Origin of the sequence: Halomonas sp. H33-56 (assembly GCF_040147035.1) — a bacterium.
Taxonomy (GTDB): domain Bacteria; phylum Pseudomonadota; class Gammaproteobacteria; order Pseudomonadales; family Halomonadaceae; genus Halomonas; species Halomonas litopenaei.
The window spans coordinates 3,101,413-3,115,995 of the sequence record NZ_JAMSHP010000001.1 but is presented as its reverse complement, the minus strand read 5'-3'; the positions used below and the strand labels follow the sequence as shown (position 1 = coordinate 3,115,995).

17 protein-coding genes are annotated in these 14,583 nt (G+C 63.7%); 11 read left to right on the top strand and 6 right to left on the bottom strand.

The window, feature by feature from the left end; translation table 11 throughout:
* Positions 1 to 10: 10 nt before the first annotated feature.
* The 5 genes from sufC (at position 11) to NFH98_RS13345 (ending at position 4,844) form a co-directional block, all read left to right on the top strand.
* On the top strand, positions 11 to 763 hold the full coding sequence (gene sufC / locus NFH98_RS13365; protein ID WP_045995118.1) for a Fe-S cluster assembly ATPase SufC: 753 nt from the start codon (positions 11 to 13) through the stop codon (positions 761 to 763).
* Positions 760 to 2,106, top strand: a complete 1,347-nt coding sequence (gene sufD / locus NFH98_RS13360; protein WP_349622855.1) for a Fe-S cluster assembly protein SufD — start codon at positions 760 to 762, stop codon at positions 2,104 to 2,106. The genes sufC and sufD overlap by 4 nt, the downstream gene beginning before the upstream one ends.
* A 2-nt stretch (positions 2,107 to 2,108) precedes the next feature.
* Positions 2,109 to 3,350, top strand: a complete 1,242-nt coding sequence (locus NFH98_RS13355; protein ID WP_045995120.1) for a cysteine desulfurase — start codon at positions 2,109 to 2,111, stop codon at positions 3,348 to 3,350.
* Between the two features lie 86 nt (positions 3,351 to 3,436).
* Positions 3,437 to 4,009: a putative Fe-S cluster assembly protein SufT gene (gene sufT / locus NFH98_RS13350; protein WP_045995121.1), complete on the top strand. Its 573-nt coding sequence runs from the start codon at positions 3,437 to 3,439 to the stop codon at positions 4,007 to 4,009.
* Between the two features lie 58 nt (positions 4,010 to 4,067).
* On the top strand, positions 4,068 to 4,844 hold the full coding sequence (locus tag NFH98_RS13345; RefSeq protein ID WP_349622854.1) for a SanA/YdcF family protein: 777 nt from the start codon (positions 4,068 to 4,070) through the stop codon (positions 4,842 to 4,844).
* A 100-nt stretch (positions 4,845 to 4,944) separates the two neighbouring features.
* On the opposite strand, the gene NFH98_RS13340 is transcribed toward NFH98_RS13345, so the two are convergent.
* From NFH98_RS13340 to NFH98_RS13325, 4 genes are all read right to left on the bottom strand, one after another.
* Positions 4,945 to 5,421, bottom strand: coding sequence for a hypothetical protein (locus NFH98_RS13340; protein ID WP_045995122.1), 477 nt, complete (start codon positions 5,419 to 5,421; stop codon positions 4,945 to 4,947).
* Between the two features lie 288 nt (positions 5,422 to 5,709).
* Positions 5,710 to 6,624: a 30S ribosomal protein S6--L-glutamate ligase gene (gene rimK / locus NFH98_RS13335; protein WP_045995123.1), complete on the bottom strand. Its 915-nt coding sequence runs from the start codon at positions 6,622 to 6,624 to the stop codon at positions 5,710 to 5,712.
* Positions 6,625 to 6,657: 33 nt separating this feature from the next.
* Entirely contained in the window at positions 6,658 to 7,095 is a 438-nt protein-coding gene (locus NFH98_RS13330) for an ATP-dependent zinc protease family protein (RefSeq protein ID WP_045995124.1), read from the bottom strand.
* A gap of 91 nt (positions 7,096 to 7,186) precedes the next feature.
* Positions 7,187 to 8,224 (bottom strand): DUF3549 family protein, encoded by a 1,038-nt coding sequence (locus NFH98_RS13325; protein ID WP_045995125.1) that lies wholly within the window; start codon positions 8,222 to 8,224, stop codon positions 7,187 to 7,189.
* A gap of 479 nt (positions 8,225 to 8,703) precedes the next feature.
* Between NFH98_RS13325 and NFH98_RS13320 the strand changes: the two genes are divergently transcribed.
* The 5 genes from NFH98_RS13320 (at position 8,704) to NFH98_RS13300 (ending at position 11,957) form a co-directional block, all read left to right on the top strand.
* Positions 8,704 to 9,450, top strand: a complete 747-nt coding sequence (locus tag NFH98_RS13320; RefSeq protein ID WP_287165107.1) for an amino acid ABC transporter substrate-binding protein — start codon at positions 8,704 to 8,706, stop codon at positions 9,448 to 9,450.
* Positions 9,451 to 9,467: 17 nt separating this feature from the next.
* On the top strand, positions 9,468 to 10,142 hold the full coding sequence (locus NFH98_RS13315) for an amino acid ABC transporter permease (protein ID WP_045995127.1): 675 nt from the start codon (positions 9,468 to 9,470) through the stop codon (positions 10,140 to 10,142).
* Positions 10,139 to 10,888: an amino acid ABC transporter ATP-binding protein gene (locus tag NFH98_RS13310; protein ID WP_349622853.1), complete on the top strand. Its 750-nt coding sequence runs from the start codon at positions 10,139 to 10,141 to the stop codon at positions 10,886 to 10,888. Before NFH98_RS13315 ends, NFH98_RS13310 begins: the two co-directional genes overlap by 4 nt.
* Positions 10,889 to 11,071: 183 nt before the next feature.
* A complete protein-coding gene (locus tag NFH98_RS13305) occupies positions 11,072 to 11,416 on the top strand; it encodes a YqcC family protein (RefSeq protein ID WP_045995129.1) in 345 nt (114 codons plus the stop codon).
* Positions 11,417 to 11,456: 40 nt separating this feature from the next.
* Complete coding sequence (locus tag NFH98_RS13300) at positions 11,457 to 11,957, top strand: gamma-glutamylcyclotransferase family protein (protein ID WP_349622852.1); 501 nt, start codon at positions 11,457 to 11,459, stop codon at positions 11,955 to 11,957.
* 349 nt (positions 11,958 to 12,306) lie between these two features.
* Here the strand turns inward: NFH98_RS13300 and NFH98_RS13295 are convergent, their stop codons facing one another.
* Together NFH98_RS13295 and NFH98_RS13290 are read right to left on the bottom strand one after the other, a co-directional pair.
* A complete protein-coding gene (locus tag NFH98_RS13295; protein ID WP_349622851.1) occupies positions 12,307 to 12,945 on the bottom strand; it encodes an OmpW/AlkL family protein in 639 nt (212 codons plus the stop codon).
* A 278-nt stretch (positions 12,946 to 13,223) separates the two neighbouring features.
* Entirely contained in the window at positions 13,224 to 13,832 is a 609-nt protein-coding gene (locus NFH98_RS13290) for an OmpW/AlkL family protein (RefSeq protein WP_108450177.1), read from the bottom strand.
* Between the two features lie 299 nt (positions 13,833 to 14,131).
* On the opposite strand from NFH98_RS13290, the gene NFH98_RS13285 reads away from it, so the two are divergent.
* Positions 14,132 to 14,452, top strand: coding sequence for a hypothetical protein (locus NFH98_RS13285; protein WP_045994399.1), 321 nt, complete (start codon positions 14,132 to 14,134; stop codon positions 14,450 to 14,452).
* Positions 14,453 to 14,583: the final 131 nt, after the last annotated feature.

Here is a 14,583-nt window from a genome sequence, read left to right as displayed (position 1 = left end):
AGGTGTCTACATGCTCGAAGTCAAGGATCTCCACGTCACCGTCGAGGGCTCTGAAATCCTCAAGGGTCTGACCCTGTCCATCCAGCCTGGTGAAGTGCACGCCATCATGGGTCCCAATGGCGCCGGCAAGTCGACCCTGTCCGCCGTCATCGCGGGCAAGGACGGCTACGAGGTGACCGCGGGCTCGATCACCTTCGAGGGCAAGGATGTCCTCGAGATGGAGATCGAAGAGCGCGCCCAGGCCGGTCTGCTGCTGGGCTTTCAGTACCCGGTGGAAATCCCGGGGGTCAAGAACATCTACCTGCTCAAGGCGGCGCTCAACGCCCAGCGCGAGGCGCGCGGCGAGGGCGAGATTCCGGCACCCGAGTTCATGAAGCTGATCAAGGAAAAGGTGTCCTTCATGAAGATGGACAACAGCTTCCTGCAGCGTGCCGTCAATGAAGGCTTCTCCGGCGGCGAGAAGAAGCGTAACGAGATCCTGCAGATGCTGGTGCTGCAGCCCAAGCTCGCGATGCTCGACGAGATCGACTCCGGCCTCGACATCGACGCCATGAAGGTGGTGGCCGATGGGGTCAACTCGCTGCGCAGTGAAGATCGCGGCATCCTGCTGGTGACTCACTACCAGCGCCTGCTCGACTACATCGTGCCCGACCACGTCCACGTGCTGGTGAACGGCCGGATCGTCAAGAGCGGCGGCGCCGAGCTTGCCCATGAACTCGAATCCCGTGGCTACGACTGGGTCGTAGAGGAGCCCGCTGCATGAGTGATGTGCAACGCTTTCTCGATCGTCTGAACGAGCGCAGCGAGGCGCGCCGCGGCGAACCCACCTGGATCGCCGCACGGCGCCAGGCCGGTGCGGCCCGCTTCGAGGCGATGGGCTTTCCCGATCGCCGCGTCGAAGAGTGGAAGTACACCGACGTGCGCGCCATCAGTCGCACCGACTTCCAGCTCACAGGCTCTGCCGAGTTTTCCCAGGCCAGCGCCGCTGCCCTGACGCTGCCGCTGGACGCCCACCGTCTGACCTTCGTCGACGGCGTCTTTTCCAGCGCCCTGTCGGACCTGTCCGAGCTGCCGGGTGGCGTGCAGGTGCAGCCGCTGTCCCAGGCCCTGGAAGAGAACCACGAGGCCGTCGGCGGCCCGCTGGGGCGCCTGACCGGGGTCGAATTCTCGGCCTTCTCGGCACTTAACACCGCCTTCGTCGAGGAGGGCGCGCTGGTGCGCCTGGCGCCCGGCACCGTGGTCGACAAGCCCATCGTGCTGCAGTTCCTGTCCCGGGCCAACGAGGCGCCGGTGATGAGCCACCCGCGTATCCTGATCGAGGCGGGCGGGCGCAGCCAGGCCACCGTGATCGAACACCATGTGGGTGAAGAGGGCGCCGCCAACTTCACCAACCTGGTGGAAGAGGTGATGCTCGATCGTGGCGCCAACCTGACCCACTACAAGCTGGTGGAGTCGCCCGAGCAGGATCTGCATGTGGCCAGTATCCATGTGGAGCAGTGCCGCGACGCTCAGTTCACCTCCTTCAACATCACCCTCGGTGGTGGACTGGTGCGCAACGACCTGGTCAGCGACCTCAATGGCCAGGGCGCCGAGGTGACCTTCAATGGTCTGTTCTACGGCCAGAATCGCCAGCACGTGGACAACCACACCCTGGCCAACCACAACGCGCCCCACACCTTCTCCCACGAGAACTACAAGGGCATCCTCGATGACCGCGCCCACGGCGTGTTCAACGGCAAGGTGATCGTCAAGCGCGACAGCCAGAAGATCGAGGCCGACCAGAGCAACGCCAACCTGCTGCTCTCCGATCGTGCCCAGATCGACACCAAGCCCGAGCTCGAGATCTACGCCGACGACGTCAAGTGTTCCCACGGCGCCACCACCGGTCAGCTCGACGAGGAAGCGGTGTTTGCCCTGCGTACCCGCGGGCTGGATGAGGCCACTGCACGTGGACTGCTGACCCTGGCCTTCGCCGGTGAGGTGATGGACCAGGTGAATCTGGACGCGGTGTCCGAGCGGGTCGAGCTGACCGTGGCCGGCAAGCTGCCCGAGCGCTTCCACCTGGCCGGTCTGGTGGAAGCCGCCGTGGCCCTCAACGAGGACTGAGCATGACCCACTTCAGCGATCTGCTGCTCGATGTGGCGAGGGTGCGCAAGGACTTCCCGATCCTCGATCGGGAGGTCCACGGCAAGCCCCTGGTCTATCTGGACAACGCCGCCACCAGCCAGACGCCACGTCAGGTGATCGAGGTGTTCGATCACTACTACAGCCAGATGAACGCCAACATCCATCGTGGCCTTCACACCCTGGCCGACGAGGCCACGGCGGCCTTCGAGGGCACCCGGGAGACCGTGCGTGCCTTTTTGAACGCCGCGAGCACCCGCGAGATCGTGTTCACCCGTGGCACCACCGAGGCGATCAACCTGGTGGCCCAGAGCTGGGGGCGCGCCAACCTCGGTCCCGGTGACGAGGTGCTGATCTCCCAGCTCGAACATCACTCCAATATCGTGCCCTGGCAGCTGCTGGCGGCCGAGCGCGGCTTCACCATCAAGGTGATCCCGGTGGATGAGCGTGGCGCGCTGGATCAGGACGCCTACCGTGACCTGATCGGCGAGCGCACCCGGCTGGTGGCGGTCAATCACGTCTCCAACGCCCTCGGTACCATCAACCCGGTGGCCGAGATGGCCCGGGTCGCCCATCAGCACGATGCGCTGATTCTGGTGGATGGCGCCCAGGCGGCACCCCATGAGCCGATCGATGTTCAGGCCATCGGTGCCGACTTCTACGCATTTTCGGGGCACAAGGTCTATGGTCCCACCGGCGCCGGCGTGCTCTACGGCCGCGAGGCGCTGCTCGAGGCCATGCCGCCCTGGCAGGGTGGCGGCGAGATGATCGCCACGGTGTCCTTCGAGACGCCGACCACCTTTGCCGCCATTCCCCACAAGTTCGAGGCGGGCACGCCGGCCATCGCCGAAGTGATCGCCCTGGGCCGTGCCATCGAATGGGTCAATTCGATCGGCCTTGAGCACATCAGTGCCTGGGAGCATCGCCTGCTCGAGCACGCCACCGAAAGCGTGGCGGCGGTGGATGGCCTTCGCGTGCTGGGCACCGCGCCGGACAAGGCAGGCGTCTTGTCCTTTGTGGTCGACGGCGTGCATAGCCAGGATATCGGTCTGCTGATCGACCAGCTCGGCGTGGCGATTCGTACCGGCCACCACTGCGCCCAGCCGCTGCTGGCCCAGTTCGGCGTCGATGCCACCTGTCGCGCTTCCTTTGCGGCCTACAACACCCCGGAGGAAGTCGACGTGCTGGTCGAGAGCCTCCAGCGGGTGATCAGCATGCTGCGCTGAAGCAGCAGGGCGGCTCGGGGCGGCGCGTGCCGCCTCGAGCCCTGGTTGGCAAGGGAGTCATTCGGCGTACCCGCCTAAGGAATTGCATGAGCGAACACGATCAGATTGCTCAACTGAGCAAGGGCCAGCAACTGCCGTTGCAGCGGGATGTGGAGGTCATCTCCATTCCCTTCGGCAAGACGGTGACGCTTGACGAGGACAGCATCGTCTCGGTGATGCAGGCCAAGGGCAGCACCCTGAGTGTTGCCTACGAGGGACGTCTGTACCTGATCGAGGGATCCAACCTGGACGCGGTGGGCCTCGAGCCGATGCCACGCCCGACACTGGACCCCGAGGCCGACGATGCGGCGATCGAGGCGTTTGTCTGGGATCAGCTCAGGACTTGTTTCGATCCCGAGATCCCGGTCAATATCGTCGATCTGGGACTGGTATACGGTTGTCGTATCGAGCGCCTGATCAGTGGTGAGCGCATCGTCACCATTCGCATGACCCTGACAGCCCCTGGTTGTGGCATGGGCGATGTGATCGCGGCGGATGCGCGCAACAAGATTCTGGGAGCACCGCAGATTTCCAAGGTGCATACCGAGATCGTCTTCGATCCCCCCTGGAGTCGTGAGATGATGAGCGACGAGGCCAAGCTGGAACTTGGCATGTTCTGACCCGGCCCTCTCTGGCCCGCGCAGCGGGTCCTGACCTCCGCTGTCAATTGGAATCGTCATGCGCGAGCCGCTGTTCACGATGTTTCGTCGCCTGCTGCTGTGTCTCGGTAGCCTGGTCCTGTTGCTCGCCCTGGCCTTTGTCGCGGCCAACGCCTGGGTGGTGGCCACCACCCGCGATCGCATCGCTCCTCGCCTCGTCGAATGCCGCCCCCACCAGGTCGGCATCGTCTTCGGCACCTCCCACTGGACCCGCAGCGGTACCCGCAATCCCCACTTCGAAGGGCGCATGATCGCCGCCGCCCGATTGATGAACGAGGGACGTCTGCGCCACCTGCTGGTGTCCGGTGACAATGCCACCCGCTACTACAACGAGCCGGTGACCATGTGGCGCGACCTCAAGGCGCGTGGCGTGCGCGAGGTCGACATGACGCTGGACTACGCCGGTTTCAGCACCTTCGATACTCTGGCCAGGGCCCGCGACGTGTTCGAGGTGGAGCGCGCACTATTGATTACCCAGGACTGGCACCTGCCGCGGGCGCTGTTCATCGCTGATGCCCTGGGGCTTGAGGTCGAGGGCTGCCCGGCGCCCGAGAGGGAGGGTTCTCGCTGGCTGATCCTGCGGGAGTGGGTGGCCCGGGTGGCGACCCTGGGCGATCTCTACCTGTGGCAGCGCGAGCCGCGCTTTCTTGGCCCCCTGGAGCCTTTGAAGATCGCGGCGCCGGCACCTCGCATCGAGGCTCGGAGTCTTCACGAGGTCATCGACGAGGTGTTGACCAGAGGCGACGCCAGTGTGGCGCCATTGCTGCTGCGCACGCCCGACGCCGGCAAGAACTGAGAGCAGCCGCTTTACCCTGGCATCCGCTTCACCAATAAAAACGCCTTGCCGGCAGAGCCTGGCAAGGCGTTTTCGTGGATTGGCGTTCGCGTCGGCGGCGTCAGCGTTTGACGGTTCGACGGCCTGCGCCACGCTTCTGGGCGGTCGACTTCTGCAGGTCGTAGAGCTCGCGAATCAGCGCGCGGCAACCCTTCCATACCTCTTCGATCACCGGCTCGATGGGGCCCGGCAAGGGATGGGTAAACAGGGTGGAGAGAGACTGCATCAGCACCCGCTCCTGCTCGAGCAGCTCGTTGATCAACACCTGTGAGTCGTTGCCGACAAAGCTCTTGAGACGACTCCACAGCCACATGTAGTCGTCGCGTTCGACGTCGGCATCACGCGGCAGCAGGTCGAGGTGTTCGCGCGCCAGCTCCTGGAGCTCGCGCATGGTCTTCTGGCGCGTCTCGAAGTGGGGCTCCAGAGCGTCGCGCAGCGAGGGTCGCAGGCGCTCGAGATTGTCCTGGAAATAGTCGACGCTGTCGGCCAGGGCCTCCAGCAGGCTGTCCATCGCCACCTGGCGATTATCGAGAAACATGCGCGTCACCTCCTCCGGTGACGCAAATTGTGGGGCTCCAGCAGGAGTTTTGCCACCCCTAATGTGGCAAATATTTATGATTCTTGCGGTGGGGTGGTCGATCGCTTCGACCTTGGTCGAAAAGCGCTGACAAAGTTGGCCCGGTTGCGGCGAGATATCGTCGTAGGCGAAGGACCGCCTCGCGCTTGTGAGCGGTAAGTGAGCGCCAATGACAAGACGGGCGACCGTACTATCGGTCGCCCCTCGGCGTCATCCTTTACGGGGCTTTTATCTTGAGCCCTTGCCGCTTCAGCCCTTGGGTTTGGCCGGCGTACGGGTCCGTGGACGCGCCGTGGCGCTCTTTTCCAGGTGTTCGATGACCAGGCCGGCGATGTCCTTGCCGGTGGCGCTCTCGATGCCCTGCAGGCCGGGCGAGGAGTTCACCTCCATCACCACGGGGCCATGGTTGGAGCGCAGCAGGTCGACACCGGCCACGCGCAGCCCCATGGACTTGGCCGCGCGGATGGCGGTGGAGCGTTCTTCCGGGGTGATACGGATGACGCTGGCGCTGCCGCCGCGGTGCAGGTTGGAGCGGAACTCGCCTTCGGCCGCCTGGCGCTTCATCGCTGCCACCACCTTGTCGCCGATGACGAAGCAGCGGATGTCGGCGCCCTTGGCTTCCTTGATGTACTCCTGAACCATGATGTTGGCCTTCATGCCCATGAACGCCTGGATCACCGATTCCGCCGCCTGGTTGGTCTCGGCCAGCACCACGCCGATACCCTGGGTGCCTTCCAGCAGCTTGATCACCAGCGGGGCGCCCTTGACCATGGTGATCAGGTCCGGGATGTCATCGGGGGAGTGGGCGAAGCCGGTCACCGGCAGGCCGATGCCCTTGCGAGACAGCAGTTGCAGTGAGCGCAGCTTGTCGCGGGAGCGGGTGATGCCGACGCTGTCGTTGAGCACGGTGACGTTCATCATCTCGAACTGACGCAGCACGGCGCAGCCGTAGAAGGTGACCGAGGAGCCGATGCGCGGGATGACGGCGTCGAAGGGCTCGAGTTCCTCACCCTTGTAGTGAATCGACGGATGGTGAGAAGCGATGCTCATGTAGCAGCGCAGCGTATCGACCACCCGGGCCGTATGGCCGCGTTGTTCGGCGGCTTCCACCAGGCGACGAGTGGAGTAGAGATTGCGGTTGCGGGACAGCAGCGCGATATGCATGTGCGAGTCTCCAGGTCAGGGGCGGTGGATCCGTCAGGGTTCGCCGTGCAGAAAGGTGGCGCCGGGCGCCACCAGCAGGCGGCGCAGTGCGCGGCGACCGAGAAGCATGGGGTGGCGCATGTTGCGCCGGTCGGTCAGGGATAGCTCGACGGGAAATTCCAGATCCCCCATCTGCATCTGGGTGCGAATAAAGTAGCGCCACTCGGCCTGGCCGTTGGAGCTGGTGACCTTGCGCCGATCATGCAGGTGCATACGGTACTGGTGTGACGGACTGTCGGGGCCGCCGGCACGGGTGACGAAGCTGACCCACAGGATCTCGTCCTCCTCGAAGGACTCGATCTCCTCGGCGTGCAGCGCCGAGGTGCGAGCGCCGGTGTCCACCTTGGCACACAGATGCAGGTGCATCTGCGGCAGGATCACCATCTCGCGGCGACCGACGACGGCCTGAGCCTGAAAGGGCAGGTCCTTCATGTCTTCTCCTTGTCGCGGGATGCTGCTTGTTATTCAGGCGACGTCCGTTGTCGAACTGTCAGTGGCAACGAACGTCACACGGGCAAGCGAATCAATGACCGCCTGTGCCCTTGACCGCCGCCAGTCGGCGAGCGGTGGCGGAGTCCTTCGGGGCCTGACGCAGCGTCATCAGTACCGGCAGACGCAGCCGGGGGATCTGCGCCAGGTCCCTCGCAACGGCCAGGAAGTCGGCCCCGTCGCATTCGGCGACCCGCTCCAGAAACAGCGGCAGGCGCTCGGCGTGCTCCAGGTGTTGCCAGCCCCGTGCGGCGATTGCCGCGAGGGTGTCCGGGCCGCAGGCATCGCTATCGGCCAGCAAGGCGTCGAACCAGTCACCGGCCAGGCTGTCGGGCGCGTTGCCCACGGCGCGCACACAGGCGCAGAAGGTCTCGATGTCGCCCTGGCTGGCCGCCTGTTCGCCGCGCTGACGCAGCGCCTCTGCAAGCTCTGCTGATAGTGCTACATGTTCCAGACAGTAGCATAGCGATGTCAGCACTTCGCTGTGCAGCTGCGGGATAGCGGCTACCAGCGAGGCCTCAGTCTCGGGGGTGAGACGCGCCACATGGTCGGCCAGCCCCTGCAGGCCCAGCGCCTGCCAGTCGTGGCCACCCTGGCCCGACAGGAAGGCTTCGACCGGCTCAAGGTGCTCGCTGGCGGGACGCTCCAGATCGGCGCTGGCTCGGGCGTGCAGCATCGCCTGAAAGGTCAGGGAAGGGGTGAAGGCCAGCGGGTTGTCCTTCATCAGGTTGTCGATCTCGCCGCCGTCGGACTGCTCCAGCGCTTCTGCGCTGCGGCCCAGGGTGGACAGCAGGCGCTCGAGGAAGGCGTCCCGCTGGGCGGCATCCAGAAGGCCCTGTTCGTCCACCGGCAGCGCCAGGAACCAGATCAGCGGGTCGCTCATGTCACCCAGGCGAAACACCAGCGCCAGGCGGGCACGACCCTGCCAGGGTTCCGGCCAGGGGACCTGGCCGCTCTCGAAGTCTGCCAGGGTCTCGAGCGCGCAGGGGTGCACACGCCGTCCCATATGATAGAGACGCACCTCGGCACCGGTCAGGGTGAAAAAGTCGTGAAGACGATGGATCGCTTGCATGGCCCCTCCGAAAGATCAGCGTGCACTCTATCGCGCCGCTCGAGGAGTGTCAGCCGTCCACGGCGGAAATTTGTGCATCCCTCGCACTGTATTTTGCTGCACCGCTGGTGAATTTTTGATCAAGCTCCGCAAAAGAGCGTCAGAAGCGGCTCGGCGTCATCTGTCAAAGGGTTATCCACAGGGACATTCAGCGCTTCTGTGAATGAATGATGGTGGGGATAAGTCGGTGAGGTGACAGTTAGCCGACGGCGGTCGGCGGTTGCTGCCGGGAAGGGCGATCGCAATAGCAGGAGGCTATGGTTCACCCTGGGATTTTTCACTGCGTCTGCTATCGATTTGGAATATAATGGCGGTCGTTTATTCCAAATCATGCTGAGCCATCGAGCAGCCCAGGGTTGAAGTGGCGATGGATGCCTCCACCTGTCACCCTCCCGGGCCATGCCGCACTGGCCGCCCCAATCGTTTTCAAGGAGCCGTCCATGGTTCGTCATCTGGCTGTTTCTCTTGCCGCCGCAGGTGCCATCGGTGTCGCTGCCGGTGCCCACGCCGACACCCTGAAAGTCGGCATGTCCGGTGGTTACTTTCCCTTTACCTTCGTCGAGCAGGACACCCTCAAGGGCTTCGAGGTCGACGTGATGGAAGCGGTGGCCGAAGAGATGGGCACCGAGGTGGAGTTCGTTACCGCCAACTTCTCAGGGTTGTTCGGCATGCTCGAGTCCGGGCGCATCGACACCATCGCCAACCAGATCACCATCACCGAGGAGCGTGAGCAGAAGTACCTGTTCACCTCGCCCTATGTGTATGACGGTGCTCAGGTGGTGACCAAGGAAGGCAATGACGAGGTCTCCGGGGTCGAGGATCTGGCGGGCAAGACCGTGGCCGTCAATCTGGGCTCCAACTACGAGCAGTTGCTGCGCGAGCTGCCCTACGCCGACGAGATCGATATCCGCACCTATGAGAGCAACATCGAGCAGGACACCGCGCTGGGTCGTGTCGATGCCTTCGTCATGGATCGCGTCAGCGCCACCCAGGTGATCAAGGAAAAGCCGCTGCCGCTGGCGCTGGCCGGCAAGCCGTTCTCCGAGATTCGCAATGCGCTGCCGTTCCGCCAGGACGACCAGGAACTGCGCGACGAGGTCGACCAGGCGCTTGACACCCTGCGTGAAGATGGCACCTTGAGCGAGATCTCCGAGCGCTGGTTCGATGCCGATATCACCACGCCCTGAGCGGTGATCGACTCTCCATGAGCATTCTCGACCTCGACTACATGGTTGGGCTGGTGCCCATCCTGCTCAGCTACCTGCCCCTGACCCTGGGGATGGCGCTGGCCGGGATGGCGCTGGCTCTGGTGCTGGCCTGTGGCCTGGCGGTGATCCGGGTACTCAAGATCCCGGTTCTCAACGGCCTGACGCTGTGGTTCATCTCGTTCTTTCGCGGTACGCCGCTGTTGGTGCAGCTGTTCCTGTTCTACTACGGGCTGCCCCAGGTGCTGTCGTTTCTGACCACCATCGATGGCATCACCGCCACCATCATGGGGCTGACGCTGCACTTCTCGGCCTATATGGCGGAGTCGATCCGCGCCGCCATCGTCGGCGTGGATCGCAGTCAGACCGAGGCGGCGCTGTCCATTGGCATGACCAACGGCCAGTTGATGCGCCGGATCGTACTGCCCCAGGCCACTCGCATCGCGGTGCCGACGTTGATGAACTACTTCATCGACATGATCAAGGCCACCTCGCTGGCGTTCACTCTGGGCGTCACCGAGTTGATGGGGGCGACCCAGAAAGAGGCCGCCGGCAGCTTCCTGTACTTCGAGGCCTTCATCACCGTGGCGCTGATCTACTGGGCCATCGTCGAGGCACTGGCCTGGCTGCAGCGGCGCCTGGAATCCCGACTCAACGAGGCCTATCGTCGATGATCAAGCTAGAGCGACTGACCAAGCGCTTCGGTGATACCACCGTGCTCGACGGTATCGACCTGGAGATCCAGCAGGGCGAGATCATCGTGGTGATCGGCCCCTCCGGGACCGGCAAGTCGACGTTGCTGCGCTGTCTCAACTTTCTCGAGCAGCCAGACGGTGGCCGCCTGACGCTGGGCCCGCTGAATCTAAACCTGACCCAGGCCAGCAAGTCCGAGATCCTGGCTGCCCGTCGTCACACGGCCTTCGTGTTCCAGAACTACGCGCTGTTTGCCAACAAGACGGCGCTTGAGAACATCGCCGAGGGCCTCATCGTGGTCAACCGCTGGCCCAGGGCCAAGGCCCACCAGCGAGCGCGTGAGATCCTCGAGCGCATCGGCATGTCGGACAAGGCGGACGCCTATCCGGCGTCGCTGTCCGGGGGGCAGCAGCAGCGGGTGGGGATCGGCCGCGCCATGGCCGCCCAGGCCGAGGTGATCTTGTTCGACGAACCCACCTCATCGCTGGATCCCGAGTGGGTCGACGAGGTGCTGGCGTTGATGAAGCAGTTGGCGCGTGAACGCCAGACCATGCTGGTGGTCACCCACGAGATGGCCTTTGCCCGTGACGTGGCCGACCGGGTGGTGTTCATGGAGGGCGGGCGCATCGTCGAGCAGGGGCCTCCCTCGGAGCTGTTCCATGCACCGCAGGACCCGCGTACCCGAGACTTCCTGCGCAAGGTACTGCCCGCCGCCGAGCCCCTGTAGGCCGAATCGCTCATCCATCCGGCGAGATCCTCGTTCGAGAAAGTCTGCACGTCGAGGCGTGCCCTTCGAGGTGCCGCATTTGCAGCGGTTTCTTGGGGCGCGCGTGTTGCTGCCGGGCTGGCCCTCGCTGGTCCGGCACGCGACAATGACGTGCACCAAGCCCATTTTCAAAGCGGAGGCATCATGCCCACCGAACCTTCCGTCCACGACGCCCTGGGCGCGGCCCTGCGCGAGCTCGAGGCGACCATGAAGGCCGCCAACATGTGGCGTATGGACAAGCCGGAGGCCGCCGCCTTCAACAGTCGGCAGCCGTTCTGCATCGATACCATGTCGCTGCCTCAGTGGCTGCGCTTCGTGTTTATCGCCAGGCTCGATACCCTGGTGGAGCAGCGTGCACCCCTGCCCGCCAGTTGCGATGTGGCCCCGGCGGTGGACGCCTACCTGATCCAGGAAGGCGCGCGCGCCCAGGACCGGATGCTGTTGCAGAAGGTGATCGAGGATATCGACCGGCTGATCACCGAGAACTGAATCGCCGGTAACGGAAGAAGTCCCCAGCGAGGAGAAGGCGATGCCCTGGTACTTTGCCTATGGCAGCAACATGAACATTAAGCGTGTCGCCGCGCGCATCGGTGAGACCCGGCGTGTGCTGGCCGGCAGCCTGGAAGGGTACGCGCTGCGCTTCAACAAGGCCTCCCGGGTGCCGGGCATCGCCCACGCCAATGTGGTGCCGGCGCCAGGCGATCGGGTCGAGGGCGCGCTGTTCGAACTCCTCGAGCCCGAGCAGATCCGGCAGATGGATCCCTTCGAAGGTTACCCACACGAGTACGACCGTCATCGTCTGCCGGTGCTCACCCAACAAGGGCCGATCGAGGCCTGGGTCTATATCGCCGGCGCCGAACGCCAGGGGGATGACCTGCGGCCCGCCCGCGAGTACCTTGAGCACCTGCTGGCCGGTCGGGACTTCCTTAGCGAGGGCTATCATCAGGCGCTGGCGGCGGTAGAGGCCGTCGAGCACCTCGATGATGCCACTCTGGGGCGACTGGGGCTGTCACGCCATCATCCCCGCTAGCTTCTTGCCCCTATTGGCACCGCGGCCTGCTACAGATGCGTCGCCAAATACACTTTTTGACGTCAACAGCAAAACGCCCACCTCCCAAGTGGGGGCGGGCGTTTTGCAATGAAGAGCAATACCGCATGGCGGGTCAGTGGCAGTGTACGGTGCCAGCGCTCCGGTCCATATGGCAGCACTGCCCTGCGGGTGAGCTCTTTCGGCAACCTCCACCATGAGCCAGTGCGGTACCGCTGATCAGCACCAATACCATCGCAACAATGAGTACCCTCATTTCAGTCTCCCAATGTTAGATCGCGTTTGCGGAAGGTATTGTGCCGTATCGCAGGCTTTGCTGAACTGACCCGGATCAGAAGCGGTAGCTGATACCGGCCATGATCACGTAGGGGTCCACCTCGATCTCGCCTAGATCAGTGCCGTCGAGGTCGACGTCGCTGTCGATATCCAGATACCACACCGCCATGTTGGCCGCCCAGTGGTCGTCGATGACCAGGTCGAGGCCCGCCTGGCCGGCCCAGCCCCAGGACTCTTCCAGATCGAGATCGTCTCCGGTATCGATGTCCTCGTCGGAGAAGTGGGTGTAGTTGACCCCCAGGCCGACGTAGGGCTGCACTCGCGCCTCGGTGCCACCGAAGGGGTAGTACTGCACGGTCAGGGTCGGCGGCAGGTGCTCGACGCTGGCACCGATATCGGTGCCACCTACGTTCAGGTCGACGTCGTGCTCGAAGGGCTCGGCGGCCAGCAGTTCGACGCCGAACTTGTCGTGGAAGCGATAGCCCAGGGTGAAGGCGAAACCATTGTCGTCATGGACGTCGGTGTCCATGTCGCCACCCAACAGCGAGCCGTTGTCGGAGTCGGGCTTGACCTTCGCCACCCCGATGCGGGTGTAGATGTCGCCCTTGCCGTAGGCGGCAAAGGCCTGGCTGCTGACGAGGGCGCTGCCGGCGATGGCGGCGACCAGGGCGGTGGTGATCAGGGGATGGCGCATGGTGTTCTCCTTGCGTACTGGCAAAAGTGGGCGAGCCGGTCGGCGAGCCATTCAGCGAGCCCGATTGCCAAGCAGTGTATGCCGCATCGAGAACGTGGTTATTGATCTACCTCAATACCTCCTTTGGTCGACAAAAATGAACCGTCAACGCACCAGAAAAGGCGCCTGGCAAAGCCAGACGCCTTCGATGCTGCGGTTGGAATGCGGCGCGATCGAGCTGACCGTTCAACCGCTTATTTCAAGATCGCGCAGGCGTTTTCTCAATACAGCGCAAGCGCTTAGAAACGATAGGTGACGCCGGCACCGATGGTCATCGGATCGATCTCGGCCTCGCCAACATCGTGGCCGTCGACCTCGATATCGGAATCGACATCGGCGTAGCGGGCGTAGGTGCCGACCAGCAGGTTGTCGGTGACGCTGAGGTCGAGACCCACCTGGGCTGCGGCGCCGTAGGAGCTATCGAGGTCGGCGTTGAAGCTCTCGTCGGAGAAGTGGGTGTAGTTCATGCCCACGCCAACGTAGGGGTGGACGCGAGCGTTTTCCACGCCGCCCAGCGGGTAGTAGTTGAGCATCAGGTTGACCGGGGTACGGTCGACGCTGCCCACATTACCGCCGTTGACCGCGATATCGTGCTCCATAGCCTCGGAGCCGTTGAGCTCGACACCGAACTTGTCGTGGAACAGGTAGCCGGCGCCGTAGGCGAAGCCGTTCTCCTCGGAGACATCGAGATCCTGGTTGGCGATATCGCCGTTGTCCGAGGTGGGGTCGGCCTTCTCGAAGCCACCGCGCACGTAGATGTCACCTGCCTGATAGGCCAGGGCAGACTGGGCGGCGAAGGTGGTGGTAGCGAGCAGGGCTGCGGTGCCCATCAGTCGAGTCATGTTCATGCGGGACCTCCTTGATGATCCGATGGCATCCTTCCCGAGGGAAGTAACCTTGTACGCTTCACAGTTTACGAACAGTGTTTCTAAATGTCTTGTAGAAATATTTAATTGGCCAGATAGCAGTAACTAGCCAGAATTTATGGAACTAATTCGACTTGGGCGGGTAGGTGATGTAAATGCTGTACAATTTTTTTGCACATTGTGGCGTAGACGTCGATGCGCGCTTGTGCACTGCATAAACGCTCGCCGTCCGGCGATAAATCGTCTTCACTGTGGGAGAAGACTCCGGAGGAGAGTGCGGGATGGTGGCCAGACGAAGGCGTGAGAGGTTGCTCGGCATGTCGACGCTGCCCTGGGGCGGGGCGGCACTGGTGCTCGCACTGACCGCTGTGTTGGCGGTGTGGCTGCTGCTGGAACCCTGGCTGATTCGTGATCTCCCGACGCCGGCGAGGCTGGCCATGGTAGTTCTGGGCGTGTGGGCGCTGGGCGGGGGGTTGTCCATGCCGCTGCACTTCTCCGCGGTACCCGGCTGGTGGCGTCTGGCGGGGGCCATGCCCTGGTATCCGCTGGCACTGGTCAGCTTTATCGTGCTGCTGCTGTGTCGCTACGCCGGTCTGTTTTGAACGGGGCTGATGTGCACGGCTAAGGTGGGCAGGGCGGTTCGACCGTCAGTGAGCGTTGAGCGCCAGGTGCGTGCTGGATGTGTCCCGTAACGAAGAAGGCCGCCCGAGGGCGGCCTTCTTGCGTGGCAGAC

Coding starts and splice junctions, on each gene's coding strand:
- NFH98_RS13295 (WP_349622851.1), bottom strand. CDS start 12,945: ATGCGCCATCCCCTGATCACCACCGCCCTGGTCGCCGCCATCGCCGGC.
- sufT (WP_045995121.1), top strand. CDS start 3,437: ATGAGCGAACACGATCAGATTGCTCAACTGAGCAAGGGCCAGCAACTG.
- NFH98_RS13300 (WP_349622852.1), top strand. CDS start 11,457: ATGCCCTGGTACTTTGCCTATGGCAGCAACATGAACATTAAGCGTGTC.
- NFH98_RS13325 (WP_045995125.1), bottom strand. CDS start 8,224: ATGCAAGCGATCCATCGTCTTCACGACTTTTTCACCCTGACCGGTGCC.
- NFH98_RS13285 (WP_045994399.1), top strand. CDS start 14,132: ATGGTGGCCAGACGAAGGCGTGAGAGGTTGCTCGGCATGTCGACGCTG.
- NFH98_RS13355 (WP_045995120.1), top strand. CDS start 2,109: ATGACCCACTTCAGCGATCTGCTGCTCGATGTGGCGAGGGTGCGCAAG.
- NFH98_RS13310 (WP_349622853.1), top strand. CDS start 10,139: ATGATCAAGCTAGAGCGACTGACCAAGCGCTTCGGTGATACCACCGTG.
- rimK (WP_045995123.1), bottom strand. CDS start 6,624: ATGCATATCGCGCTGCTGTCCCGCAACCGCAATCTCTACTCCACTCGT.
- NFH98_RS13305 (WP_045995129.1), top strand. CDS start 11,072: ATGCCCACCGAACCTTCCGTCCACGACGCCCTGGGCGCGGCCCTGCGC.
- NFH98_RS13345 (WP_349622854.1), top strand. CDS start 4,068: ATGCGCGAGCCGCTGTTCACGATGTTTCGTCGCCTGCTGCTGTGTCTC.
- NFH98_RS13330 (WP_045995124.1), bottom strand. CDS start 7,095: ATGAAGGACCTGCCCTTTCAGGCTCAGGCCGTCGTCGGTCGCCGCGAG.
- NFH98_RS13320 (WP_287165107.1), top strand. CDS start 8,704: ATGGTTCGTCATCTGGCTGTTTCTCTTGCCGCCGCAGGTGCCATCGGT.
- NFH98_RS13315 (WP_045995127.1), top strand. CDS start 9,468: ATGAGCATTCTCGACCTCGACTACATGGTTGGGCTGGTGCCCATCCTG.
- NFH98_RS13340 (WP_045995122.1), bottom strand. CDS start 5,421: ATGTTTCTCGATAATCGCCAGGTGGCGATGGACAGCCTGCTGGAGGCC.
- sufC (WP_045995118.1), top strand. CDS start 11: ATGCTCGAAGTCAAGGATCTCCACGTCACCGTCGAGGGCTCTGAAATC.
- sufD (WP_349622855.1), top strand. CDS start 760: ATGAGTGATGTGCAACGCTTTCTCGATCGTCTGAACGAGCGCAGCGAG.
- NFH98_RS13290 (WP_108450177.1), bottom strand. CDS start 13,832: ATGAACATGACTCGACTGATGGGCACCGCAGCCCTGCTCGCTACCACC.